24 protein-coding genes are annotated in these 23,721 nt (G+C 69.3%); 6 read left to right on the forward strand and 18 right to left on the reverse strand.

The window, feature by feature from the left end; all coding sequences use genetic code 11:
* Positions 1–92: 92 nt before the first annotated feature.
* The 4 genes from IEY82_RS06935 to IEY82_RS06950 all read right to left on the reverse strand — a co-directional run bounded on the left by IEY82_RS06935 (position 93) and on the right by IEY82_RS06950 (position 3,716).
* Positions 93–866 (reverse strand): DUF4097 family beta strand repeat-containing protein, encoded by a 774-nt coding sequence (locus tag IEY82_RS06935; RefSeq protein ID WP_189123174.1) that lies wholly within the window; start codon positions 864–866, stop codon positions 93–95.
* Positions 863–1,519: a response regulator gene (locus IEY82_RS06940; RefSeq protein WP_189123175.1), complete on the reverse strand. Its 657-nt coding sequence runs from the start codon at positions 1,517–1,519 to the stop codon at positions 863–865. Before IEY82_RS06940 ends, IEY82_RS06935 begins: the two co-directional genes overlap by 4 nt.
* Positions 1,510–2,670: a sensor histidine kinase gene (locus IEY82_RS06945; protein WP_189123176.1), complete on the reverse strand. Its 1,161-nt coding sequence runs from the start codon at positions 2,668–2,670 to the stop codon at positions 1,510–1,512. Before IEY82_RS06945 ends, IEY82_RS06940 begins: the two co-directional genes overlap by 10 nt.
* A 77-nt stretch (positions 2,671–2,747) precedes the next feature.
* On the reverse strand, positions 2,748–3,716 hold the full coding sequence (locus tag IEY82_RS06950) for a thermonuclease family protein (protein ID WP_189123177.1): 969 nt from the start codon (positions 3,714–3,716) through the stop codon (positions 2,748–2,750).
* 101 nt (positions 3,717–3,817) lie between these two features.
* Here IEY82_RS06950 and IEY82_RS06955 point away from each other — a divergent pair, with 101 nt between their 5' ends.
* Complete coding sequence (locus tag IEY82_RS06955) at positions 3,818–4,399, forward strand: hypothetical protein (protein ID WP_189123178.1); 582 nt, start codon at positions 3,818–3,820, stop codon at positions 4,397–4,399.
* Positions 4,400–4,417: 18 nt separating this feature from the next.
* Here IEY82_RS06955 and bioD read toward each other — a convergent pair whose 3' ends face one another.
* Positions 4,418–5,140, reverse strand: a complete 723-nt coding sequence (gene bioD, locus IEY82_RS06960) for a dethiobiotin synthase (protein WP_189123179.1) — start codon at positions 5,138–5,140, stop codon at positions 4,418–4,420.
* A 35-nt stretch (positions 5,141–5,175) separates the two neighbouring features.
* Entirely contained in the window at positions 5,176–5,895 is a 720-nt protein-coding gene (locus tag IEY82_RS06965) for a GntR family transcriptional regulator (protein ID WP_189123180.1), read from the reverse strand.
* A gap of 647 nt (positions 5,896–6,542) precedes the next feature.
* Here IEY82_RS06965 and IEY82_RS06970 point away from each other — a divergent pair.
* Positions 6,543–8,051 carry a PAS domain-containing sensor histidine kinase gene (locus IEY82_RS06970; RefSeq protein WP_189123181.1) on the forward strand — a complete coding sequence of 503 codons (1,509 nt, stop codon included), beginning with the start codon at positions 6,543–6,545 and terminating at the stop codon, positions 8,049–8,051.
* Positions 8,052–8,309: 258 nt separating this feature from the next.
* Here IEY82_RS06970 and IEY82_RS06975 read toward each other — a convergent pair whose 3' ends face one another.
* Both IEY82_RS06975 and IEY82_RS06980 read right to left on the reverse strand, forming a co-directional pair.
* Entirely contained in the window at positions 8,310–8,564 is a 255-nt protein-coding gene (locus IEY82_RS06975; RefSeq protein WP_189123182.1) for a WhiB family transcriptional regulator, read from the reverse strand.
* A 276-nt stretch (positions 8,565–8,840) separates the two neighbouring features.
* A complete protein-coding gene (locus tag IEY82_RS06980) occupies positions 8,841–9,806 on the reverse strand; it encodes a diacylglycerol/lipid kinase family protein (protein WP_189123183.1) in 966 nt (321 codons plus the stop codon).
* A gap of 113 nt (positions 9,807–9,919) precedes the next feature.
* On the opposite strand from IEY82_RS06980, the gene IEY82_RS06985 reads away from it, so the two are divergent.
* Positions 9,920–10,303: a hypothetical protein gene (locus tag IEY82_RS06985; protein ID WP_189123184.1), complete on the forward strand. Its 384-nt coding sequence runs from the start codon at positions 9,920–9,922 to the stop codon at positions 10,301–10,303.
* On the opposite strand, the gene IEY82_RS06990 is transcribed toward IEY82_RS06985, so the two are convergent.
* The 3 genes from IEY82_RS06990 to sodN all read right to left on the reverse strand — a co-directional run bounded on the left by IEY82_RS06990 (position 10,300) and on the right by sodN (position 12,053).
* Entirely contained in the window at positions 10,300–11,079 is a 780-nt protein-coding gene (locus IEY82_RS06990) for an RNA polymerase sigma factor SigF (RefSeq protein WP_189123185.1), read from the reverse strand. The two genes, IEY82_RS06985 and IEY82_RS06990, sit on opposite strands and share 4 nt — an antisense overlap.
* Before the next feature lie 17 nt (positions 11,080–11,096).
* Positions 11,097–11,522: an ATP-binding protein gene (locus IEY82_RS06995; protein ID WP_372459688.1), complete on the reverse strand. Its 426-nt coding sequence runs from the start codon at positions 11,520–11,522 to the stop codon at positions 11,097–11,099.
* Between the two features lie 129 nt (positions 11,523–11,651).
* Positions 11,652–12,053 (reverse strand): superoxide dismutase, Ni, encoded by a 402-nt coding sequence (gene sodN, locus IEY82_RS07000; RefSeq protein WP_189123186.1) that lies wholly within the window; start codon positions 12,051–12,053, stop codon positions 11,652–11,654.
* Positions 12,054–12,119: 66 nt separating this feature from the next.
* Here sodN and IEY82_RS07005 point away from each other — a divergent pair, with 66 nt between their 5' ends.
* Positions 12,120–12,440 carry a S24 family peptidase gene (locus IEY82_RS07005; RefSeq protein ID WP_225262487.1) on the forward strand — a complete coding sequence of 107 codons (321 nt, stop codon included), beginning with the start codon at positions 12,120–12,122 and terminating at the stop codon, positions 12,438–12,440.
* Here the strand turns inward: IEY82_RS07005 and IEY82_RS07010 are convergent.
* From IEY82_RS07010 to IEY82_RS07025, 4 genes are all read right to left on the reverse strand, one after another.
* Positions 12,410–12,832: a CGNR zinc finger domain-containing protein gene (locus IEY82_RS07010; protein WP_189123188.1), complete on the reverse strand. Its 423-nt coding sequence runs from the start codon at positions 12,830–12,832 to the stop codon at positions 12,410–12,412. The genes IEY82_RS07005 and IEY82_RS07010 overlap by 31 nt on opposite strands.
* Positions 12,833–12,932: 100 nt before the next feature.
* The gene (locus IEY82_RS07015; protein WP_189123189.1) at positions 12,933–13,676 is read right to left on the reverse strand and encodes an amino acid ABC transporter ATP-binding protein; all 744 of its coding nucleotides are present in this window, start codon (positions 13,674–13,676) and stop codon (positions 12,933–12,935) included.
* The gene (locus IEY82_RS07020; protein ID WP_225262358.1) at positions 13,673–14,485 is read right to left on the reverse strand and encodes an amino acid ABC transporter permease; all 813 of its coding nucleotides are present in this window, start codon (positions 14,483–14,485) and stop codon (positions 13,673–13,675) included. Before IEY82_RS07020 ends, IEY82_RS07015 begins: the two co-directional genes overlap by 4 nt.
* Positions 14,486–14,504: 19 nt before the next feature.
* Positions 14,505–15,359: an ABC transporter substrate-binding protein gene (locus IEY82_RS07025; RefSeq protein WP_189123190.1), complete on the reverse strand. Its 855-nt coding sequence runs from the start codon at positions 15,357–15,359 to the stop codon at positions 14,505–14,507.
* Positions 15,360–15,641: 282 nt separating this feature from the next.
* Between IEY82_RS07025 and IEY82_RS07030 the strand changes: the two genes are divergently transcribed.
* Both IEY82_RS07030 and IEY82_RS07035 read left to right on the forward strand, forming a co-directional pair.
* A complete protein-coding gene (locus IEY82_RS07030) occupies positions 15,642–16,832 on the forward strand; it encodes an NAD(P)-dependent malic enzyme (protein ID WP_225262359.1) in 1,191 nt (396 codons plus the stop codon).
* 161 nt (positions 16,833–16,993) lie between these two features.
* Entirely contained in the window at positions 16,994–18,352 is a 1,359-nt protein-coding gene (locus IEY82_RS07035) for an NsdA family TPR-like regulatory protein (RefSeq protein WP_189123192.1), read from the forward strand.
* 43 nt (positions 18,353–18,395) lie between these two features.
* On the opposite strand, the gene IEY82_RS07040 is transcribed toward IEY82_RS07035, so the two are convergent.
* From IEY82_RS07040 to IEY82_RS07050, 3 genes are all read right to left on the reverse strand, one after another.
* On the reverse strand, positions 18,396–19,880 hold the full coding sequence (locus tag IEY82_RS07040; protein ID WP_189123193.1) for a trypsin-like serine peptidase: 1,485 nt from the start codon (positions 19,878–19,880) through the stop codon (positions 18,396–18,398).
* A gap of 176 nt (positions 19,881–20,056) precedes the next feature.
* Positions 20,057–21,559, reverse strand: a complete 1,503-nt coding sequence (locus IEY82_RS07045) for a trypsin-like serine peptidase (protein ID WP_189123194.1) — start codon at positions 21,557–21,559, stop codon at positions 20,057–20,059.
* A gap of 457 nt (positions 21,560–22,016) precedes the next feature.
* Positions 22,017–23,546: a trypsin-like serine peptidase gene (locus IEY82_RS07050; RefSeq protein ID WP_189123195.1), complete on the reverse strand. Its 1,530-nt coding sequence runs from the start codon at positions 23,544–23,546 to the stop codon at positions 22,017–22,019.
* Between the last annotated feature and the right edge of the window lie 175 nt (positions 23,547–23,721).

Here is a 23,721-nt window from a genome sequence, read left to right on the forward strand (position 1 = left end):
CGTCACGCGGGTAAACAGCCCGCCAAGCTCCGCCGGCTCTTCGGCGGCCCACCGGCGGTCCACCCGCCATCCATCGGCAGCTCATCGGCAGCTCATCGGCAGCAGAGGAAGATGTCCCCGTCCGGTGTCGACGCGGTGATCTTCCTCGGCGACTCCTTGTCGGTCAGCACGTCGGCGTCGACCTGCAGGGCGTCGGTCGTCACGTCGTAGGTGAGCTCAGGCGGCACGATGACGTGCACGTCGCCCGCGGCCCTGGCGACCGCCCGCAGGTCGGACGGCGAGGCGTGGAACGACAGCAGCACCGTGGCCGAGCCCACCTCCACGTCGACGTGGTCGCCGGTCAGCCCGTCGGCGTGGACGTCGCCCGTGCCGCTGCGGATCCGGAGGTCGCCCCGCGCGCCGGTGACGCGCACCAGGCCGGAGGCCGAGGTCGCCCGGATGTCGCCCCGGAGCTCGGTCAGGTCGAGCCGGCCGTTGACGGTCGTGGCCTCGAGGTCCGTCTCGGGGGGCATGTACAGGGTGTAGTCGGCCTCGCAGAGCGGCGGATCGAACCGGTCGGAGCCGGGGCAGACCGCGCTCAGCTTCAGGGTGCGTCCGTCCCAGTCCTCGGAGACCGCGGGCTTCTCGGCCGACCAGCGCAGCGAGCGTTCGAGCACGAGCTCGCCCGCCTCGCCCGGCAGGACCTGCAGGCTCACGTTGCCCCGCTCGGCGTCGAGCCGGAGCTTGGACAGGGCGAAGGGAATGGACCGGCGGGTCGACTCCTGCGGTGGCTTGGCCTTGGCGAACCCGTGCCACATGCCGATGGTGAACGCCATCAGGGTGAACGCCGTCGTCACGGCTCCCAGCACCAGCCAGACCTTCCTCATGCCGAGCTCCTGACCTTGAGGAAACGCAGCACGGCCAGCACCCGCCGGTGGTCGCCCTCGGCCGGGGGCAGGTCGAGCTTGGTGAAGATGTTGCCGATGTGCTTGCCGACGGCTCCCTCGCTGAGGACCAGCTCCTGGCCGATGCCGGCGTTGGAGCGGCCCTCGGCCATCAGCTTGAGCACCTCGCCCTCCCGAGGTGTCAGCCGGTCCAGCGGGTCGCTGTGGCCGCGCAGCAGCAGCTGGGCGACCACCTCCGGGTCGAGCGCGGTGCCGCCCGCCGCCACCCGGCGCAGCGCGTCCATGAACTCGGCCACGTCGGCCACCCGGTCCTTGAGCAGGTAGCCGACGCCGCCGCCGGTCGCCGAGGCGAGCAGCTGGGCCGCGTAGCGTTCCTCCACGTACTGCGACAGGACCAGCACGGCCAGGCCGGGGCGCTGGCGGCGCAGCACCAGCGCGGCCCGCAGCCCCTCGTCGGTGTGGGTGGGCGGCATCCGCACGTCGGTGACGACCAGCTCGGGCTGGTGCTCCTCGGTGGCGCGCAGCAGCCCCTCGGCGTCGGCCACGGCCGCCACCACCCGCATGCCGGCCGCGTCGAGCAGCCTGATCAGCCCCTCGCGCAGCAGCACGGAATCCTCGGCAAGAACTACTCGCACGGCAGGTCCACCTCGATCGTCGTCGGCCCGCCGAACGGGCTGGTCAGCCGCAGGGTGCCGTCCACCGAGCGGATCCGCTGGGACAGGCCGCGCAGCCCGGTGCCGCTCGCGAGCGTGGCCCCGCCGCGGCCGTCATCGTGGACGAGCAGCCGTAACCGGTCGCCCTCGCGTCGTACGGTCACCTCGGCCCGGGTCGCCGCGGCGTGCTTGGCGATGTTGGTGAGCGCCTCGGACACGGTGAAGAACGCCACCGCCTCGATCGTGGGCGAGGTGCGGCGCTCGATGTCGACGCGCAGGCGTACCGGAAGGGGGGCGCGCGCCGCGATGCCGGAGAGCGCCGCGTCCAGGCCCTGGTCGTTGAGGACCGCCGGGTGCAGGCCGCGGACGAAGTCGCGCAGCTCCTTCAGCGCCTGCTTGGCCTCCTCGTGCGCCTGCTCGATGGCCACGCGGGCGGGCTCGGGCAGGTCGGTCAGCGTGGCGCGGGCCAGCCCCAGGTTCATCGCCAGCGAGACGAGCCGCTGCTGGGCGCCGTCGTGCAGGTCGCGCTCGATGCGGCGGCGCTCGGCGTCGGCCGCGTCGACCATCCCGGCGCGGCTCTCGGTCAGCGTCTCGATGCGCCGGCCCAGCTCGTCACGGCTGGGTTCGAGCATCGCGCGCGCCACCGCCAGGTCGAACGAGGCCATGGCCCGGGCCAGGATGGGCGCCAGCAGCAGCAGCGTCGCCCCGATCAGGAAGTAGACGGCGGCCACGACCGGATTTCTGAGGTCGAAGGTGAACTCCAGTGGCCGCGGCTGCAACGCGGGCTGCGCGAACCCCGTCAGGCCCACCACGGATCCGCCCCACGCGCCGGCCACGAGCAGCGCGCCCAGACCGCTCACCACGGGGCAGAGCAGGTGGTAGCCGATCTGCCGCCAGGTGCTCGGGCTGCGCCAGGAGGCCGGTGACGGCAGCGGCGGGATGCGGGCGCCGAGGAAGGCCGCGAACCGGGAGCGTTGCACCCGGGTGAACCACGGCACGCCGCGGCGCAGCATGGGCGGAGCCACGGCCAGCATGAGGGTCAGGCCGGCGAGGACCGCGGCGACCAGGGGACCGGTCATCACGTGCGCGGTGTCCTGCCAGGCCCGTGCCGACCACGGACGGGGGACTTTCATGTCTCAACCGTATTGAGCGGCGGGTGATCCGCGACATGGGCTTGGTGTGCGGCTGCCGGGTGGGGCTAGCCCCACCCTCACAGCGGCGGCACCGACCATCCCCGCTCGCGAAACAGCGGGGCGTGCTCGGCGTTGACGTACAGCCGGTCCTCCGGGTTGGGGACCCGGAAGTAGCTCTGGGGGTGCAGCAGCTCCCTGCCGTCGTCGGACAGGTCGAGCACGTAGCGGTCGGGCGCCCGGCGTTGCGCCAGGAAGCGCAGCTCGAACGGCAGCAGGGCGAGCGGGTTCGCGGGGGTCCACAGGCCGAGGCCGCTCTCGCGGGCCCGTCGCACCGCGTGCCTGGCCCGCCCGAGTGCCCCGGCCTCGGCGATCCGGCGGGCGCCGCCGGGCGCCGGCACCGCGTCTGCCACCCGTCCCTCCTGGCGGACGAACGGGTCGACGTTGGGCCAGATGAAGTACGGCAGCACGTGGCCGGCCGCGAGCAGCCGCTCGTTGTAGGGGTCGGGCCGGGGCTTGTCCCGTTGCTCGCGGTTGACGTAGCAGAGCAGCCGGCCGTACCTGTCGAGGACCTCGTGCGCGAAGGCCAGCCTCAGCTTGAACGTGCTCTCGGTGTGCCCCTGCTCGGTGAGGTCGCCGCTGATCATGTCCCTGAGCGCCTGGGTGGCGGGCGCCGCGTGCGCGGCGTGGTTGGCCGCCGCCGCCGGGCCGAGCCTGGACGCCAGGTGACCGTGCAGGGCGGTGCGCAGCGTGAGTTCCGGAAAGCCCTTGGCGAACGGGTCCGTCAGGAACGTCGTCCAGGCGGGATGCCCGATGGCGGTGAAGCCCTTGGGGAAGTCGGGGAAGTCAGGGTTGCGGGGCAGTTCGAAGCTCACCTCGGGCGCGTCGACGCCGAGCAGCCGGACGCCGAAGTTTCCGTCGGCGGCGATGTTGATCGTGTCGCCGTCGTGCACGATCCGTTCGACCGGCTGGGCCACGCCGTTGCGGCGGGCGAGGAGGCCGTGGCCCACCATGATGCCGGGTACGGGTTGTTCGATCGCCTTTGCCATGCCTGCATCATCACCCCATCGCGCCAACAAGTCCCGATATATCTGAACGAATCCGCAGCACCGGACATCTCACCTGTTGTTGCCACTATGGGGAGGTTCTGATGTTCCAGATGGGACTGGCCGTGGTCACGGCGGCCGCGATGCTGGGCGGCGGGAGCGGGCTGCCGAAGGGCCTGCTGTTCATGGAGTCGCACCCCCCGGCCAAGGCGTGGGAGACGTACCGGACGAGCGACTCCACCAAGCGGCAGATCCAGCTCAACCCCTGCTTCCGCAAGAAGGCGTGGGACACCGGCCGGATCGCGGCGCGGACGGTCACCTACAGCTCCGAGGACCGGATGAAGTACGAGCAGTTCGTCGTCTACAAGAACGTGCGGCAGGCGAAGCAGGCGATGCGCGGGCTGCGGGCCGAGCTGGCGCGCTGCGCGGACGTGGGCAAGGGCTATCACCGCTACCGTTACTTCACCAAGCCGGTCGCCGTGGGCGACGAGGGGCTGCGGGCGGGCGGCCTCTTCTTCGAGAACGGCGAGCACGCCGTGGCGGTGCGCAGAGGGGCCGCGGTCTACGTCGTCGGCGAGTCGGCCGTCCCGACCAGGAGCCTGCCCATCAGGAAGTTCCGCGGACTGATCGCCCAGGCGGAGAAGATGACGGTCAAGGTCTGCCGCCTCCCCAGGGCGGCCTGCTGACCCGGGTGGGCGGCGACGTCAGCGCGCGAGCCTGAGCGTCCTTCTGAAGTCGGCGGGGTCGAACGCGCCTCCCAAGGTGGCGGCCAGCCCTCTGCGCGCCTCGGCGGCGAACTCGGCCGCGTCCAGCGCCCCTGAGCCCGCGGCCAGCGCGCCCGCCAGCGGACGCGCGGCCAGCATCTCCAGATCGGCCACGTTGCTCCGCTCGGCCGGGCCCGGCTCGGCGGGCCACGACCCGATCACGACTCCGGCCAGGTCGAGCCCGCGGTTGGCCATCGCCTCCAGGGTGAGCGCGGTGTGGTTGAGAGTGCCCGCCCCGGCCCGGACGACGACCAGCAGCTGCGCGCCGATCGACCGGGCCAGATCGGCCACGGTCGCCCCGTCCTCGTCGAAGCGCACCAGCAGCCCGCCGGTGCCCTCGACCAGCACCAGCCGGTTGCTCTCGGCCAGCTCCGCGACCAGCTCGGCCGCCCGGGACAGCGACACGGGCGGCGCGCCCGTCGCCCTGGCCGCCGCGGCGGGCGACAGCGCCGCCGGGTGGCGGGCCAGCTCGAAGGTGGTCGTCACCCCGGACAGCCGGATCACCTCGTCGACGTCACCGGGCCGGCCGGCCGGCACCCCGGTCTGCGCCGGCTTGACCACGGCCACGCTGGAACCCCGCTGGCGGGCCAGCGCCGCCACGGCGGCGGTCACGACCGTCTTGCCGACCCCGGTGTCAGTGCCGGTGACGATGAGAACGCTCACCTGACCAGCCTAGACACCGGTGTCCCGGCCCGGGGTCACGGCCGGCGCAGCCGGGTGACGAACTTGTAGCGGTCGCCGCGGTAGAGGGACTGGGCCCATTCGACGGGGTGGCCGTCGGCGTCGAAGGCGTGGCGGGTGAGCAGCAGCATGGGCAGGCCGACGTCGACGCCCAGGGCCTTGGCGTCGTAGGGGGTGGCGAGCACGGTCTCGATGATCTCCTCGGCGTCCGTGAGCCGCACGTTGTAGGCGTTGTGCAGCGTCTCGTACAGCGAGGAGTGCACCTCCAGCTCCCGGCGCAGCCTGGGGAAGCGGCGCGCGGACAGGTGGGTGGTGTCGATGGAGACGGGCTCGCCGTTGGCCAGCCGCAGCCGGTGGATGCGCAGCACCCGGCCGCCGGGGTTGATGGCCAGTCGCCGGGCCAGCGCCTCGTCGGCGGTGATGTAGCCGATCTCCAGGATCTTGGTGTCGGGTTCGAGACCGGCGGTGCGCAGGTCGCCGATGTAGGAGGTCAGCTGCAGCACCTGCGCCACCTTCGGCTGGGCCACGAACGTGCCCTTGCCCTGGATGCGCAGCAGCCGCCCCTCGACGACCAGCTCGGTCAGCGCCTGCCGGACGGTGGTGCGGGAGGTCTCGAACTTCACGGCCAGCGCCCGCTCGGGGGGCAGAGCGGTGCCGGGGGACAGGCTCTTGGTGAGCTCCAGCAGGCTGCGCTTCACGTCGTAGTACTTCGGTACGCGAGGGCCGTCGTCCGTCACGCTCTCACCTTCACTTCTGCCACGGCGGTGAGGGCGTGTCTGATCACCGCGAGATCATCGGAACTCAGATTGGCCCGAGCGGTCAACCGCAAGCAAGAGCGGTCTGCCGGGACCGAGGGAGGGCGGGGGTGTCCCACGCGCGCTCCCGGCCGCGCACAGATGGCGTCGGCCGAGAGTGCGGCCTCGGGCGGGCCGGGCGCCGCGGAGGCGACCGCGCCCACCGGCGCGCGCGTCCGTGGGCCGGGTCCGCCGGCCACAGGGGACCGCGGACCCACCCTGGCACGCGCGTGTCCGGGCAGCTCAGGCTGATGGTGCAGGATATCCACTGCGGTGCCGGCCCCGGAAACCGAGGCGGGCGTCGGGCCCGGCTCGACGGCCGGTGACCTGCCGGGATCGGCCAAGGTTCGAACACCTCCGGTGGCCCGGCACGGGGATCCGGGCGATGCGGGCGAAGCGGGCGGTGTGACGGTTCTCACAATGTGAGATTCCCGAAACAGGCCGGTTGATCGCACGTACGCGTACGCCCTGCGGCGCGGGCGGCTCGGCCCGCCGGACCGGACTTCCGTGCGGCCTGCCAGGGGATCCATGCCCGCATTCAACCAGCCGCCGGTTTGGTTCCTGCCGTGAGAAGCACGCATGATGCACTCGTGCCGACTCTCAGCGACCTCGTCGTCCGTCACACCGCGCTCGACGCGGCTGACCTCGACTGGCTCCACTCCCTGGTCTCCGACTGGCAGCTGCTCGCCGACCTGTCGTTCGCCGACCTCGTCCTGTGGGCGCCGCTGGTGCCACCGGGGGAGGAGTCCCTCGACGACCTGGGGCGGCGGCATGAGGGCGGCTGGATCGCGATCGCGCAGATGCGCCCGACGACCGGTCCCACCGTCTACCACGACGACATCGTCGGCACCGTCTCCGCCCAGGGCGAACGCCCGCTGCTCGACACTGCCTGGAACGAGCGGCGCATCTGCCGCGAGGGCGACCCCGACTGGTCGACCGGCGTGCCGGTGCGCGAGGAGACCATCCCGGTGCGCCGTGCGCTTCCGAGCGGCGAGGGCCGCTTCCTCGCGGTGATCCAGCGCTCCACCAACCTGTCCTCGGCCCGGACACCGTCGCGCCTGGAGCTCACCTACCTGCAGAGCGCCTCCGACCTGGCGCAGATGGTCGCCGAGGGGCGCTTCCCGTTCTCCGGCGACGAGCCGATCCTGGTCCGCTCGCCCCGCGTGGGCGACGGGCTGCTCCGGCTCGACCGGGGCGGCCGGGTGACGTACGCCTCGCCCAACGCGCTGTCGGCCTACCGGCGGCTCGGGTTGCACGCCGACCTGGTGGGCGCCGAGCTGGGCAAGGTGACCGCGACGCTCTGCTACTCCGACGAGCCGATCAACGAGGACCTCATGATCGTGGCCAGCGGGCGGGCGGCCAAGGAGACCGAGGTCGAGTCCGGCGGCACGATCGTGCAGCTGCGGGCGATCCCGCTGATCGTCGGCGGCGGGCGCATCGGCGCGCTGGTGCTCATCCGCGACGTGACCGAGCTGCGCCGCCGCGAGCGTGAGCTGATGACCAAGGACGCGACGATCCGCGAGATCCACCACCGGGTCAAGAACAACCTCCAGACCGTGGCGGCGCTGCTCAGGCTGCAGGCCAGGAGGCTTCAGGTGCCCGAGGGACGCGAGGCGCTGGAGGAGGCGGTGCGCAGGGTCGGCTCGATCGCGATCGTGCACGAGACGCTGTCCCACGCGCCGGAGGAGTTCGTCGACTTCGACGACATCGCGGATCGGGTGATCGCGATGGCCGGCGAGGTGTCGTCGCCGGAGGCGGCGGTCATGCCGCGGCGGGTCGGCGGGTTCGGGGTGCTGCCGTCGCTGATCGCCACGCCGCTGGCGATGGCGCTCACCGAGCTGCTGCAGAACGCCCTCCAGCACGGCTGCCCGAAGCGGCTCCAGGTGGTGGTCGAGCCGTCCTCCGACCGGCTCAACGTGCTCGTCTGGGACGACGGTCAGGGGCTGCCGGAGGGGTTCGACCTCGACAGCTCCACCAGTCTGGGGCTGCAGATCGTACGCACGCTGGTCGAGGGGGAGCTGTCGGGCAAGCTCGCGGTCTCGCCGCGCGAGGGCGGCGGCACGGAGGTCACCCTCTCGATCCCGCTTCCCGCCGCGTGACCCGACGCGCGGTCCTTGCCCCGCCATCGATGAGGGCGCCGCACCCGTGCGGGATGCGGCGCCCTCTCGGAGTCCGTACGCCGGGTTCGCGGGTGGAGGTCGGCGCTGTGCGTGAGCCTGTACGTCGCATCCAAGGGCGGATGCGGCGTGGTCCCGGCGGGAAAGCTGTCGCGCTGGGCGGGGCGGCTCGGTCAGGTCGGCTTGGGTGGGGGCGCGCCGGTCGGCCAGGGGAGGGCCGGTCGGCTGTGGGCGGGGCGGTCAGGCGGAGGCTCGGGTGCGAGCACGCGCGGTGCGGCGCTTGAGCGCACGACGCTCGTCTTCGCTGAGCCCGCCCCAGACGCCGGCGTCCTGGCCGGACTCCAGGGCCCACTTCAGGCAGGACTCGACGGCCGGGCAGGACCTGCAGACCTGCTTGGCCTCCTCGATCTGCATGAGGGCCGGACCGGTGTTGCCGATCGGGAAGAACAGCTCGGGGTCCACGTCACGGCAGGCAGCTCGGTGGCGCCAGTCCATGCGTCCACTCCTTAGTAGATGGGGCCTTGGGTCGGCCCCGTGCGGCTACTACTTTGTGAAGAGATTCACTAACTCGCGCGAACAACGACCCGGATCCTGGTGAAGATCGGGCCTGTGGTCGCTGACCCCGGAACGACCTTGGGGTTTGTCAAAGGTCCTACGTTCCGACGTCAGTCTTGAGCTTTTCAGCCACGGAGAGTGCACGCAAGAGGGTTGACACGAAGTTTTGTCGGTGATGGATGTCGGATGCGTCACACAATGACCGAATGTAACGGGCTAGACCAGAACTTGTAACGCGTTCGGGGTAGACCGGAACGTTACGGACTCGCGTTCACCCAGGTAGTCTCCGTCCAGTTCGAAGGCCACCGGACGCCGCGCGGTGAGGGTGAACTCGGACTCGTCGTGCAGTTGAACGAGGTGTTTCCCCGACGGAAGCGAGTCACGCTCCGTGAGAATCTGCCGGATGAGAGGCAGCAAGGCTATGGGGCCCATGCGCTGGAGCCCCAGTAGGTCGAGGCCGGTCTCGAAGCTCGCCCACGGGGTGGGATGGATCGGCTTGCTCCCGAGGTAGGTCCACGGGGAGGTGTTGGAGACGATCGCCATGAACACGCCCTCGACGGCCGGGATGCCGGGGCCGGTCAGGGTCATCGCCGGCTGCCGCTTGTCGGTCGCGAGATAGTGCCGCAACGCGGTGTTCACGTAGCGCGTGGGAGTCGCCTTGTGCCCGGAGCCGCGCAGCCCCTCGACCGCGCGGATGACCTCGGCGTCGTATCCCATCCCGGCGCAGAAGGTGAAGTAGCGGCTCTGGTCGTTCCAGAGGGCCTGGCCCAAACCCACGGTCCTGCGACGGTTCTCGCGCAGTGCCTCCAGCACCGCTCCGGTGGCCTCGACCGGGTCGTTGGGCAGGCCGAGCGCGCGGGCGAACACGTTGGCGCTGCCGCCGGGGATGACGATCACCGCGGGACGCCCCGCGCTGGGGTCGGCCGCGGGCGCGACGGCGGTCTCGTCGACCGGGTTGAGCAGGCCGTTGACGGCCTCGTTGATCGTGCCGTCACCGCCGAGCACGGCCACCACGTCGTAGCCCTTGGCCCGCGCGGTGCTCGCCAGGGTCGCGGCGTGACCCCGGTAGCCGGTCTGCTCGACGGTCAGCTCGACGGCCGCGCCGAGGGCTCGGATGAGCACGTCACGGGTCCGTGCATTCGTGGTCGTGGCCTTGGGGTTGACCAGGAGCATCGCGCGCATGACGTCAGCGTATCCGCTGATCGATGTCTGTCTTGTCGCAAAGATCCCATTTGTGGGCAATAGGGGGACTGGGCGTCGGACGAGGCATGGGGCCGGGCGGATAGGGTTTCGGTGTGTCGAAGCGTCCGCTGAGCTTGGTTGTCGCCGCCATCGTCGTCGCCCTGGAAGGGCTGGTCGCCCTGGGGCTCGGGTTGTTCGTCGGGGTGGAGACGGCGCGCGGCGACGCGGAGAACCTCACGGCCGCGCTCGCCGAGGCGGCTTTCGGAATGCTGATCGGCGCGGGTCTGCTCTGGGTCGCCTGGGGCGGGCTGCTCAGAATGGAGCGGTGGGGGAGGTCGCCCGGCGTGCTGGCGCAGATCTTCCTGCTCCCGGTCGCGTGGACGCTGATCCAGGCCGACCAGCTGCTCCTCGGGATCCCGGTGATCGTCGCGGCCCTGATCGGCCTCGTCGCCCTGCTGGCCCCTCCCACCACCCACGCTCTCTACGGCGAGGACTAGTCTTCGGCGGTCAGACCCTCGCGTAGCTGGGCCAGCGTGCGGGCGAGCAGCCGCGACACGTGCATCTGCGAGATGCCCAGCTCGGTGGCGATCTGCGACTGGGTCATGTTGCCGAAGAACCGCAGCAGCAGGATGCGCTTCTCGCGCGGCGGCAGGCGTTCGAGCAGCGGCTTGAGCGACTCGCGATACTCGACGCCCTCCAGCGACTCGTCCACGATGCCGAGAGAGTCGGACACGGCGGGCGCGTCGTCGTCGCCGGAGTCGGGGGCGTCGAGCGAGACGGTCGAGTAGGCGTTGGCCGACTCAAGACCCTCGAGCACCTCCTCCTCAGTCATCTTCAGGTAGGCGGCCAACTCGGCCACCGTCGGCGCCCGGCCCTCACGCTGCGAGAGCTCGCTGATCGCCTTGGTCAGCGAGAGCTTGAGCTCCTGCAGGCGGCGCGGCACGCGAACCGCCCAGCCCTTGTCGCGGAAGTGCCGCTTGATCTCGCCGACGATGGTCGGTGTGGCGTAGGTGGAGAACTCCACGCCGCGGTTGAGGTCGAACCGGTCGATCGACTTGATCAGCCCGATGGTGGCGACCTGGGTGAGGTCGTCGAGCCACTCACCCCGGTTGCGGAAACGGCGGGCCAGGTATTCGACCAGGGGAAGGTGAAGCTCGACCAGCTCGTCCCTGATGCGCTGGCGGCGCGGCTCCTCGGGACCCAGCTCGGCCAGCTCGGCGAAGAGCCTGCGAGCGCGCACCCGGTCGGGCACGGCGTGTTCGCTGGTGGCCATGGCTCCAGTCCTTTCCGTCACGCCGGCCTCGCCGCGCCTCGGCGCTTACGCAGGACGATCGCCATGCGGTCGGGGGAGTCGGTCACCGCGTCGACATCGTCGGCCAGAGCCGTGAGCACCATCCAGGCGAAGTCGTCACGCTTGGGGGCGGAGGTGCCCGCCGTCGCGACCTCGACCCTGACCTGCATCTCCTGCCCGGTCAGCTCGAACTCGGCGGTCAGGTCGGTGCCGGGCACGGCTTCGCTCAGGAGCATGGCGCACGCCTCGTCGACCGCGATCCGCAGATCCTCGATCTCGTCGAGCGTGAAGTCGAGTCGCGCCGCGAGCCCGGCCGTGGCCGTGCGAAGCACGGACAGGTAGGCACTCGCGGCCGGGAGCCTGATGCTCACTACGTCGCGGATGCCGGCCTCGCCCTCAACTCGCATCTCCGTTTCCTCGGTCACGTTCCTCCTCGCGTATACGGCGCTGACTGCAACTTACCGCCCCCGAGAGGTGCTTGGACGATTCAGACTCGCCATCAACGGAAAAGGCTCTGTGTGGCCTGGTAACCACACAGAGCCTTATATGCCGTTTTAGGCGGCCTTGGTCTCCCAGAAGATCTTGGAGATGTCGTCGATCTTGCCCAGCAGCTCGTCGGCCTTGGCGACGTCGACGGTGCCCTTGGCGCCGGCCGCTCCCGCGAGCTTCGTCGCGTCCCAGAACAGCTGGTGGAGCTGGGGGTACTGCTCAAGGTGCGGCGGCTTGAAGTAGTCGGTCCAGAGCACCCACAGGTGGTGCTTGACCAGCTCGGCCCGCTCCTCCTTGATGGTCAGCGCGCGAGCGCGGAAGACCGGGTCCTCGTTGCCTGCGTACTTCTCCATGATCGCCTTGACCGACTCGGCCTCGATCCGGGCCTGGGCGGGGTCGTAGACACCGCAGGGCAGGTCGCAGTGAGCGGAAGCGACATGCTTGGGTCGTAGCAGTCGTGCGAGCATCGGAAAGTCCTTCCTTGATGCTGAGTCAGCTTGGTCCACTAACCGACCTTACTCGGCTCCGAAGGCCTGACGCGGAGGGGGTCACGGCCCATGAGGGTGCGTGTCGAGGGAGATTCCATGCGCCCCGCGCTGCTTCCCGGCGACTGGCTTCTCGTACGGCGAGGCGCGCCCGTCCGCGCGGGCGACGTGGTCGTGGCCAGACTGCCGGGCGAGCCCGGCCGGCTGATCGTCAAGCGGGCCGCGTGGCGCGAGAAGGAGGGCTGGTGGCTGGAGAGCGACAACCAGCGGGCCGGCGGCCGCCGCGACAGCTGGGACTTCGGCCCGGTCGACGACATCGTGGGCCGGGTGGTGCTGCGTTACTGGCCGCCGCGGCGGCGGGCTCGGTAGGCCGCCACGTTGGCCCGGCTGGCGCAGCGCGCCGAGCAGTAACGGCGCGAGCGGTTGGAGGAGGTGTCGAGGAAGACCCGCGGGCACCGGGAATCCTGGCACCGGCCGAGCCGGTCGGCGCCCAGCTCGGCGACCATCGCGGCCAGCCCCATCACGGCGCTGGCGGCGGAGTCCTCGGCCAGGTGCAGGTGCCAGCGCTGCCCGTCGTGGGCCGACAGGCGGGGGCGCACCGGATAGCGCGCGAGCAGCCTGTTGAGCAGGGCCGCGACCTCGGCCTCGGAGCCGGCGGCGAAGACCTTCGCCAGCGCGTCGCGCAGCTCTACGAGGTGGGGCGGCGGCTCGGGATCGTTGACCAGGTGGACCGCCCACTCGGCGTAAGAGGTCAGGTCCATACCGGAGTATTACACGTCGGGCCGGAAAGCCGCCTGGGGCGCCCGCTGGGGGCGCCCCGGAAAAGCGGCCGGGGCGTCCGCTCGGGGACGCCCCGGAGCCTCAGTCCTCGGGGTGCAGCACGCGGCTGAGGAACGAGCGGGTGCGCTCGTGCCGAGGGTCGCCGATGACCTGGGCGGGCGGCCCGTCCTCGACGATCACACCGCCGTCCATGAACACGACCCGGTCGGCCACCTCGCGGGCGAAGCCCATCTCGTGGGTGACCACGAGCATGGTCATGCCCTCCTCGGCGAGCTTGCGCATGACCGCGAGCACGTCGCCGACCAGCTCGGGGTCGAGCGCCGAGGTGGGCTCGTCGAACAGCATCAGGTCGGGGTTCATGGCCAGCGCCCTGGCGATGGCCACCCGCTGCTGCTGCCCGCCGGACAACTGCGCGGGGAAGGCGTCGCACTTGTCGATGACGCCCACCTTGTCGAGGTTCTCCCGGGCGACGACCTCCGCCGCCCTCTTGCCGCGCCTGAGCACCCGTTGCTGGGCGATCATCACGTTCTGCAGCGCGGTCATGTGGGGGAACAGGTTGAACTGCTGGAACACCATGCCGATGTGGCGCCTGACGGCGTCGATGTCCACGTCGGGGTCGGTGACGTCGACGCCCTGCACCCGCACCTGGCCCCGGGTCGGCTGCTCCAGCAGGTTGACGCAGCGCAGCAGGGTGGACTTGCCCGAGCCCGAGGGCCCGATCACGCACACCACCTGCCCGGGCTCGACCGTGACGTCGATGCCCTTGAGCACCTCGTTGTCGCCGAAGTGCTTGTGCAGGTCCTTGATCTCGATGGCGTGGGTCATCGGCGGGTCCCCTTGCGATGTTCCAGCCGGGACGCGAGGTAGCCCAGCGGAATCGTGACGATGAGGTACGTCACGCCCGCCACCAGGATGGGCGTGGCGTTCGCGTACTGGGAGGCCAGGTCGTTGCCGAACTTGGCCAGCTCGACGTACTGGCCGGAGACGCCGAGGAAGAACACCAGCGACGAGTCCTTGAGCAGGGAGACGAACTGGTTGGTGGTCGGCGGGATCACGATCCGGATCGCCTGGGGGATCACCACGGTGAGCTGGGCCCTGAACGCCGACATGCCCAGCGACCTGGCCGCCTCGGTCTGGCCCTTGGGGACCGCCTGCAGGCCGGCCCGGAAGACCTCCGCCTGGTAGGCGGAGCCGATCAGACCGAGCCCCAGGATGCCCTGGCCGAAGGTGCCGCCCGGTACCTCGAAGCCGGGCAGCGCCAGCGGCAGGAAGGTGATCATCAAGAAGATCAGCAGCGCGGGCAGGCCACGGAAGATCTCGATGTAGATCGTGGAGATCCAGCGGTACGGCCCGACGGTCGAGAGCCGCATCAGCGCGAGCAGCAACCCGAACACGAAGGACAGGACGAACCCGCCGACCGCGTAGATCATCGTGTTGCGCAGCGCGATCGTGAAGAGCTCGGGGAGAGCCTTCTCGGCCACGTCGAGCTTGGTGAAGTTCTGCGCCAGGCTCGGCCAGTCCGCGTACAGGACGACGCCGACGACGATGGCGACCAGCAGGGCGTACTGGACGCCCCGGCTGATCCGCTGCTTCTTGCGAGGGCTGAGCCGGGCCTTGCCAGGCTCAGCCGTCACCGACTGGTCCGCCACTGGATCAGCCCAGCTCACCGGGCTTCTTGCCGAACCACTTCACGAAGATCTGCTCGTAGGTGCCATCGGCCTTGGCCGCCTCGATCGTCTCGTTGATGGTCTTGAGCAGGACCGGGTCGGCGCCCTTCTTCAGGCCCACGCCGTACTGCTCGCCGGTGTCGAGGCTGGCGATCAGCTCGAACTTCTCGGCGATCTCCGGCTTCTTCAGCCAGGTGAGCACCACGGGGAGGTCCTGGACGATCACGTCGGCCTGGCCGGCCTGCAGGGCCAGCAGCTCCTTGGGGGAGTCGGCGTACTCGGTGGGGTCGAAGCCGTTCTTCTTGACGTAGTCGAGGCCGGTGGTGCTGGCCTGCGCGCCGAGCTTGAGGTTCATCGACTTGACGTCATCGAGCGACTTGGCGCCGGTGCCCTTCTTGGCCAGCAGGGCCTGCGTGGCGTCGAAGTAGGGGACGGAGAAGTCGATGTTCGCCTTGCGCTCCTCGGTGATCGTCATGCCCGCGGCGGCGACGTCGCACTTCTTCGCCGCCATCGCGGCGCCGCTCTTGATCACGGCGAAGTCGATGTCGACGATCTCCTGCGTCACGCCGAGCTTCTTGGCGGCCAGGTCGACGATGTCGACGTCGAACCCGACGACCTTGCCGCTCTCGTCCTTGAACTGGAACGGCTCATAGGGAACGTTGGTGCAGGTGGTCAGCTTGCCGGGGTTGACGAGCTGGGCGCCGCCGGCCGCGGAGGCGCTGGCGCCGGTGGAGGCGGTGGTCGAGTCTCCCGAGCTGCCACAGGCGGACAAGGCGAAGACGGTGGACAAGGCGAGCGCGCCGAAGGCAGAAGCGCGGCGACTCTTGGTCCAGAGGGCCATCTAGGGGCCTCCTCGTAGTGATATGGCGCGAAAGTTGGTATTTGTGCAGTTTAAGTGCCCTTTAGCATCGGTCGGTCCACGAGGAAACAACAATGCTTGAACAGAACGGCGTCGGACCCGAGACCGCCCGCCGTCTCACCATGTGGCACTATGGACCAACGGGTGACCCCCGTACCCCCTCACGAGACGATCGGGAGGGCATCCTGGCGGCTACCGAAGCCAGGCCTCTCGCGCCGTCTGACGAAGGTCTCTCGTCCGTCCGATGACTACTGGGGTCTCTCTGTGACTACCACACCCGCTTCCGCGTCCGCCGCGTCGCTCGACGCCGATCCAGCCTTCGCGTTGCACCGCGGCGGCAAGATCGAGATCCGCTCCACCATTCCCGTCCGCGACGCCGGCGACCTGTCGCTCGCCTACACGCCGGGCGTCGCCCGCGTGTGCAGCGCCATCGCCGACACGCCGTCGCTGGTCGACGACTACACCTGGGTCTCCAACGTGGTCGCCGTGGTCTCCGACGGCACCGCCGTGCTCGGCCTCGGCGACATCGGCCCCGCCGCGGCGATGCCCGTGATGGAGGGCAAGGCGCTGCTGTTCAAGGAGTTCGGCGGCGTCGACGCGGTCCCGATCTGCCTCGACTGCACCGACGTCGACGCCCTCGTGGAGACCGTCGTCCGGCTCGCCCCCTCGTTCGGCGGCATCAACCTGGAGGACATCAGCGCGCCGCGCTGCTTCGAGGTCGAGGACCGCCTGCGCGAGCTGCTCGACATCCCGGTCTTCCACGACGACCAGCACGGCACCGCCATCGTGGTGCTCGCCGCCCTGACCAACGCCGCCCGCCTCACCGGCCGCTCCCTCGGCGACCTGCGCGTGGTCGTGGCCGGCGCCGGCGCGTCGGGCGTGGCCGTGGCCCGGATCCTGCTGGAGGCCGGCATCGGCGACATCGCGGTGGCCGACTCCAAGGGCATGATCTACAGCGGCAGGGAGGGCCTCAACCCCGTCAAGGAGGCACTGGCCCGCGACACCAACAAGGCCGGTCACATGGGCTCCACCGAGGAGGCCCTGGCCGGCGCCGACGTGTTCGTGGGCCTGTCGGGCTCGACCGTGCCGGAGGCGGCCATCGCCTCCATGGCCGCCGACGCGATCGTGTTCGCGCTGTCCAACCCGATGCCCGAGATCGAGCCGTCCGTGGCCGCCAGGCACGCCAGGGTCGTGGCGACCGGGCGGTCCGACTTCCCCAACCAGATCAACAACGTGCTGGCCTTCCCCGGCGTCTTCCGCGGCGCGCTCGACGTGCGGGCGACCGCGATCACCGAGAACATGAAGGTCGCCGCCGCGGGCGCGCTCGCCGCGGTCGTGGGCGACGACCTCTCGGCCGACTACGTCATCCCCAGCCCGTTCGACGAGCGGGTCGCCCCCGCCGTGATCGCCGCCGTGGCCGAGCAGGCCAGGAAGGACGGGGTGGCCCGCCGGTAGCCCCGTCACCCGCGTGCCTTCTCCTCGCGCAGGAGCCGGTGCCCCGTTTCCGCGAGAGTTCGGCTGAGTTTAAGCAAGCGGCAAAGATTCCTTTACTCAGCGTGCTATAACAGGAACTCTCTGTATGGATGCGGGCGCCGGCTCCTGTGACGAGGAAAGCGATGGTACGCGAATCCAACCGACTGCTACAGCAGCTCATCGCGGAGGCGGGCTTCTCCCACAAGGGTCTGGCCAGACGTCTCAATGATCTGGGGGCCGCGCGCGGCACACCCGGGCTGAAGTACGACCACAGTTCCGTGCTGCGGTGGATCGCGGGCCAGCGGCCGAGAGGCCCCGTGCCGTCCCTCCTCACCGAGATTTTCGCGCTCAGACTCGGCAGGCCGGTGTCCGCCGAGGACCTGGGCATGCCGGCCATCATCACGCCCCTCGATCTCGGGCAACACTTCACGCACACGTGGCAGGAGGGGATCGCGACCGTGACTGCACTGTGGCGGGCCGATGTCGAGAGACGCAGATTCCTGATCGACTCGACCTTCGCGATAGGAGCGGGTTCCGTAGGCGCGGTGCGCTGGCTGACGGCGCCCGCGGAGAGCCGGGTCGCCAGTGGCGGCTCGCGGCGGGTGGGCAGGGCCGACATCGCCGCGATCCACGAGGTGACCCGCTCGTTCGGCGAGCTCGACAACCGGTTCGGCGGCGGCCGGGTCCGCTCGTCGGTGATCAGATACCTCGACTCCGCCGTCTCGCCGCTCCTCAAGGACGGCTCGTACGACGACGCGACCGGCAAGGAGTTAGCCGCGGCCGCCGCCGAGCTGACCAGGCTGGCCGGGTGGATGGCTTACGACCTGGAGCAACACGGCCTGGCCCAGCGCTACCTGATCCAGGCGCTGCGCCTGGCCAGGGGAGCCGACGACCACGCCCTGGGCGGCGAGATCCTGGCGGGCATGGCCCACCAGGCCGTCTACCTGGGCCAGCCGGGCCACGCGCTCGATCTCGCCCGGGCGGCCCAGGCCTCGGCCCGCCAGGCGGGCATCCCGACGCTGCTGTCGTCCAGCCAGGTGCTGGAGGCGCACGCGCACGCCGGGCTCGGTGACGCCCGTTCCTGCGCGGCCAGCCTCCACCTGGCCGAGACGACCTTCGACCGGCGGGTGGCCGGTCAGGAGCCGCCCTGGCTGAGCTACTTCGACGAGGCCTACCTGGCGGCCAAGTTCGCCCACTGCTTCCGCGACCTCGGCGACGGCCCGAGGGTGGTGCGCCAGGCGCGTCGTTCGCTCGACATGGACGGGCGCTTCGTGCGGGGCCGGATGTTCAACCTGTCGCTGCTGGCGGCCGGGCTGCTGCAGTGCGGCGAGCTCGACGAGGCGTGCAAGGTCGCCTCGACCGCGTTCAGCCTGGCCGGCGAGCTCCAGTCGGCCAGGTCGCGGTCCTACGCGGCCGACCTGCGCAGGCGGCTGGAGCCGTACAAACGGGAGCCGGCGGTGGTGGCGCTGCAGCAGCGCACCCGGGAGCTCGCCCTGGCATGACGAAGCCCGCCCCCGGGGAGGGCGGGCTTCAACCGAAGCCGGCTCAGCTGGGCAGTTCGCCGTTGGGGCCGACCACGCTCTTGGTCGCCGTGTAGTTCGCCTTGTTGTAGACGTCGGCGACCTCGCCGTCGAAGTACGCGGAGCTGATGAAGTCGATCCGGTCGTTGCCGTCCTGGTCGTGGAACAGGCTCGTCACACCGTTGACGTAGCCGGTGCGCTTGTTGTTGTCGTACTTGAGCAACCAGGGGCCGCCGTCGGCGCCGCCGGTCATCGAGCACTTGAGCACCTGGTGCGTCTCGACCTTGAACGTGTTGACCTGGTACGTCTTGGTGCCGGTCTTGCCCGAGCACCACTTGGCCGTGGTGCCGGTGAAGGGGCGGTCACCGTCGGGGTGCGGCGCCGACGGGTAGCCGAAGGCCATGACCTGCTGGTTCATCGGCTGGTTCCAGGCGATGCCCTGGCCGCCGACCACGTCACCGAGCCGCCCGGCGTCCTTGGCCAGGCCGATGACGTACTCCGGCAGGTAGTACTTGCGGGACGTGCCGGGCTTGACCCACTTCTGGACGTAGTACGTGGTGATCGTGTGGTTGCCGCGCTTGTCCACGGCCTTGGTGCCGAGACCCTTGTACGCGTCGTGCTCGGCCTTCGTGACCGGCACGGTGACCGGCTCGCCCAGCTTGAAGCCGTTGCCCTTGCCGACCTTGGCGTCCTTGTACGTCTTGGCGTCGACCTCCTCCTTCTCCAGGACCGCGCCGGGGTAGTCGGGGCCGACCTTGTCGGCGGGCGTGTCCTTGCCCTCGGACCAGCAGCCACCCAGGTCCAGCTCGCACTTGGCGTACTCGGCGGCGGTGATCTCGTGCGGCTTGACCCACTTGTCGCCCTGCCACGCCTTGAACTCGCGGAACGTCACCTTCTTCTCGCCCGCGAGGCGGAAGCCGTTGTGCACCGCGACGAAGGCGAAGTCGCCGTCGTAGTCGTCGTAGGTGTCGAGATCGTAGGCGGTGAAGGCGTAGGCGCCCGCGTAGACGCCGTAGGGGGCCTTGCCCTGGTGGTAGCCGGGGACGAACACCCACTTGGCGAAGACGTCCTCACCGTGCTCGTAGACGCAGTGGCCGGCGGTGGCGACCAGGTTGCGGTGAGTGGACTGGATGGAGGTCGCCGAGCAGTAGCGGTAGTCGCCCTTGCGGTCGAGGAAGAAGACCTTACCGATGGTCTTCGGCAGGTTGACGTTCTTGGTTCTGGTGGCGACGGGCTTGTCGCCGGTGGGGGCGGTCATGCCCGGCTTGCCGTCGGCGGTCTGCGTCTGCGGACGGACCAGCTTGGGCACGTCCTTGGCGTCCAGACGGTACTGGGTCGCCTTCTTCAGCGCCGCGCCGTTGGCGTCGAGCCAGAAGGAGGCGTTGCTGTAGGCGTCGGCGGCCTTGGGGGCCAGCGGGTCGCTGACCCAGGTGGGGGCCGCGGCGGCGGGGAGGGAAAGGGTGGCGGCGCTCAGGCCGAGTGCGGCGAGGGGGATGAGCAGGCGCTTCACGGGAGGACTCCACAAGGGGGACAAGTCTGGCGTAAAGACCCTATCGGCGTAGTGATCACGCGGGTAAGGCTTTTTGGAATTCCACTCCAATAACGGCCGAAGGGCCCGGCAGAAGCCGGGCCCTTCGGGTGAAGCAGGTGAACTTCGACCTAGGCCGTCGTTCGGTCCGCAGCGAACTACGGGATGAGCTTGCCGGACCACGAGGCCGCAGCGGCCTTGTAGATCGCGGAGGTCTCACCGTCGAACAGCGCCGAGGTGATGGTGTCGTAACGGCTGTTGCCGTCGGTGTCCACGATGAGGCTGGTGACACCGGTGACGTAGCCGAGACGCTTGGCGTTGCTGTACTTGTACAGCCACGGGCCACCGTCGTAACCGGCGGTCACGGCGCAACGGAAGCTCTGGTGCTCCTCGACCTTGCGGGCCGGGACCTGCAGCACCTTGCTCTGGGTCTTGCCGTAGCACCACTTCGGCGTAACGCCGGTGTAGGGCTTGTTGCCGTCGGGGTGCGGGCCCGCGGGGTAGCCGAAGGTACGGACGTACTTACCGGTCGGCTGGTTCCACGCGACACCCTGGCCGCCGACGTTGTCGCCCAGGCGACCGACGTCCTTGACCTCGTGCACGACGGTGAAGAAGTCGGTGCGGAAGAACTTCTTGTCCGCGCCCGGCTTGTACCACATCTGCACGTAGTAGTGGGTGATGGTGGAGTTGGTGTTCTGGTCCAGCTTGACGGTACCCGGGCCCTTGTATGCGAGGGCTTCCTTGTACGTCACGTGCTCGACGACAGGCTCGCCGAACTTGGCGCCGTTGGCCTTGCCAACCGGAGCCGCCTTGTACTGCTTCTCGGTCACCTCGTACTTGGTGACCTCGGCGCCCGGGTAGTCAGGGCCAGCAAGCTCAGCCTTCGAGCCCTTCTGACGCCAGTAGGAGTCGGTGGTCTTCGGGTCGAGACGGCCCTTGCGGTACTCCTCGCGGGAGACCTCGACGTCCTTGGCGAACTTCTCGCCCTTGTACGCCTCGAACTCGGCCTTGGTGACCTGCTTCGGCTTGTTCAGCGTGCCGCCGATGCCGTTGTACACGGTGACGAACGCGTAGTCGCGGTCGAAGTCCTCGTACACATCGAAGTCGTAGTGCGTGAACGCCTGCTTGCCGATGTAGAGGCCCCAAGGAGCCTTGCCCTGGTAGTAGCCCGGGACGAACACCCAGCGCGACACGACCTCGTCGTTGCCGGCGATGTCGTAGACGCAGTGACCGGCCGTGGCGACCAGGTTGCGGTACTGCGACTGGATGGAGGTGCCGGAGCACCAGTACAGCTTGCCGTCACGGCCCTCGAAGAAGACCTTGCCGATGGTCTTCGGCAGGTTCACGTTCTGGGTCTTGACGGTGACCTTCTTCTCCTCACCGATCGGGAGAACAGCACCCGGCTTGGTGTCGGAGCTATACCCGCCGCCGCTCTTGATCTTCTTGACCTCGAGGGCGTCGGGGTTGAAGGCGACAGCCTGCTTCAGGGCGGCGTAGTTCGACTTGGACCAGAAGTCCAGCGTCTCAGCAGCCTGAGCGGCCGTCTTGGCGAGCGGGTCGCTGGCGACGTCGCTCTGGGCCTGAGCCGTACCGGCGAGGCCGGCGGCCAGGAGACCGGTGGCCAGAATGGCACCACCGGCGGGGAGGAGGATGCGCTTCAAGGTAACTCCTTGGTCTGTCGTGGAACGCTTCTTGCGTCCCATGCGTCAGTAAAGGGATAGCCAGGAACTTACAGGGTGGATCTTGGGGTTCGGTAGCTGGTTTGGAAGGAAAAGCGGCGGCTCGTGGGGCGTTATGGTTCCGTGATGTTTAAGTAGCCATTGCTGGTGACTTGCCGGAACTGCCTGACGCGCCCGTTTTCGCAGATCAACATAAGGAAGTTGTCAGTGTGACTGCCGTGACGACAGCGGTGCCCGTCGGGCGTCGGGCGTCATGATGTGATGCAGATCACACCTGCTTGATGGCACCGGATCCGGGCGGCGTGCGTCCAAACGCCTCACATTCCGCCGGGCGCGTTCCCGGACACGACGAAGGGCCCGGCGATGCCGGGCCCTTCGCGCGAAACGCTCACCCGATCGGCTCAGGCCGATCGCTGTGCGTCACCTAGAGGATCTTGACTCAGAGGATCTTGCCGGACCACACGTTCTGGGCGGCCTTGTAGATCGCCGCGGTCTCACCGTCGAAGTACGGCGAGGAGATGTAGTCGACCCGGTCGTTGCCGTCCTGGTCGTTGAAGGTGCTGGTGACACCGTTCACGTAACCGAGCCGCTTGGAGTTGCTGTACTTGTACAGCCAGGGGCCACCGTCGGCGCCCTCGGTCATCGCGCACTTGAGCGCGATGTGCTCCTCGATCTTCTTGGCGGCCGAACCGACCAGCTTCTTCGTGGTCTTGCCGTAGCACCACTTCGGCGTGATGCCGGTGTAGTTCTTGTGGCCGTCGGGGTGCGGAGCGGCCGGGTAGCCGAACACGCGGACGTACTTGCCCGTGGGCTGGTTCCAGGCCACGCCCTGACCGCCGACGTTGTCACCGAGCCGGCCCGCGTCCTTGGCGTAGCCCTCGACGATGTAGAAGACGGTCTTGAAGAACTTGGTGGCGGTGCCCGGCTTGTACCACTGCTGCGTGTAGTAGTGGGTGATCGTCCAGTTGCCGCGGGCGTCCTGCTTGACGGTCGCCGGGTACTTGGCGGGGTTCTCCTTCTGCAGCTTCAGGTACTTGGCGGCGTCGGAGTGCGTCACGATCTCGGTGACCGGCTCGCCGAACTTGAACCCGTTGCCCTTGCCGACCCTGGCCGCCTTGTACTTCTCGGCGGACACCTCGACCTTGGTGACCTCGGCGCCCGGGAAGTCGGGGCCGGTCGGCTCCGCGTTGGTGCCGCGCTTGGCCCAGCACGCCTGGATCGACGTCGGGTCGAGCTTGCACTTGCGGAACTCGGCCCGGGTGATCTCGACGTCCTTGGCTTCCTTGACGCCCTGGTACTTCTCGAACTCGGACTTGGAGACCTGCTTGGCCTTGCCGCCGCCCAGGTGGATGCCGTTGTAGACGGTGACGAACGCGTAGTCGCGGTCGTAGTCCTCGTACACGTCGAAGTCGTAGTGCGTGAAGGCCTGCTTACCGACGTAGATGCCCCAGGGGGTCTTGCCCTGGTAGTAGCCGGGCACGAAGACCCACTTGCTCATGGTGTCGGCGTTGGACTGCGTGTCGTACACACAGTGGGCGGCGGTGGCGACCAGGTTGCGGTACTTCGACTGGATCGAAGTGGCGGAGCACCACCGCTTCTCGCCCTTGCCGTTGACGAAGAACACCTTGCCGATGGTCTTCGGCATGTTGACGTTCTGGACCTTGGTGGACGCCTTCTTCTCCTGGCCGATCGGCGAGGCCGAGCCCGGCTTGGTGTCGGCGCTGTAGCCGCCCTTGCTCTTGAGCTTGGCGACGTCCTTGTTGTCCCAGATGTTGGACTGCTTGGCAGCCTTGAGGGCCGCACCGTTGGAGTCGGCCCAGAACTGGGCGATGGCCTTGGCGTCGGCCGCGCTCTTCGCCATCGGGTCGGAGGCGACGTCGCTGGCGGCCGTGGCGGTGCCGGCCAGGCCGGCAGCCAGAAGGCCGGTAGCCAGGATGGCGCCACCGGCGGGGATGAGGATGCGCTTCAAGGGAACTGCTCCTTGGTCTGTCGTGGGTCGCAACTTGCGCCCCATGCGTCAGTAAAGGGATAGCAAGGAACATAGCGCGGCGATCTTTGCAGGTAAAAGCCGGTTTGCGAGATCCGCATGGAGCCCCAACCGCCGTGACCATTCCGTTATCAGTCAGAGATCTTCGCGGACGGTG

The organism is Nonomuraea cavernae (assembly GCF_014646355.1).
Lineage (GTDB): Bacteria > Actinomycetota > Actinomycetes > Streptosporangiales > Streptosporangiaceae > Nonomuraea > Nonomuraea cavernae.

Excerpts from the sequence above, each read along its gene's own strand:
- IEY82_RS06935 (WP_189123174.1), bottom strand. The coding sequence starts at position 866 with ATGAGGAAGGTCTGGCTGGTGCTGGGAGCCGTGACGACGGCGTTCACC.
- IEY82_RS06945 (WP_189123176.1), bottom strand. The coding sequence starts at position 2,670 with ATGAAAGTCCCCCGTCCGTGGTCGGCACGGGCCTGGCAGGACACCGCG.
- IEY82_RS06950 (WP_189123177.1), bottom strand. The coding sequence starts at position 3,716 with ATGGCAAAGGCGATCGAACAACCCGTACCCGGCATCATGGTGGGCCAC.
- IEY82_RS06955 (WP_189123178.1), top strand. The coding sequence starts at position 3,818 with ATGTTCCAGATGGGACTGGCCGTGGTCACGGCGGCCGCGATGCTGGGC.
- IEY82_RS06975 (WP_189123182.1), bottom strand. The coding sequence starts at position 8,564 with ATGGACTGGCGCCACCGAGCTGCCTGCCGTGACGTGGACCCCGAGCTG.
- IEY82_RS06980 (WP_189123183.1), bottom strand. The coding sequence starts at position 9,806 with ATGCGCGCGATGCTCCTGGTCAACCCCAAGGCCACGACCACGAATGCA.
- IEY82_RS06990 (WP_189123185.1), bottom strand. The coding sequence starts at position 11,079 with ATGGCCACCAGCGAACACGCCGTGCCCGACCGGGTGCGCGCTCGCAGG.
- sodN (WP_189123186.1), bottom strand. The coding sequence starts at position 12,053 with ATGCTCGCACGACTGCTACGACCCAAGCATGTCGCTTCCGCTCACTGC.
- IEY82_RS07010 (WP_189123188.1), bottom strand. The coding sequence starts at position 12,832 with ATGGACCTGACCTCTTACGCCGAGTGGGCGGTCCACCTGGTCAACGAT.
- IEY82_RS07015 (WP_189123189.1), bottom strand. The coding sequence starts at position 13,676 with ATGACCCACGCCATCGAGATCAAGGACCTGCACAAGCACTTCGGCGAC.
- IEY82_RS07025 (WP_189123190.1), bottom strand. The coding sequence starts at position 15,359 with ATGGCCCTCTGGACCAAGAGTCGCCGCGCTTCTGCCTTCGGCGCGCTC.
- IEY82_RS07035 (WP_189123192.1), top strand. The coding sequence starts at position 16,994 with ATGGTACGCGAATCCAACCGACTGCTACAGCAGCTCATCGCGGAGGCG.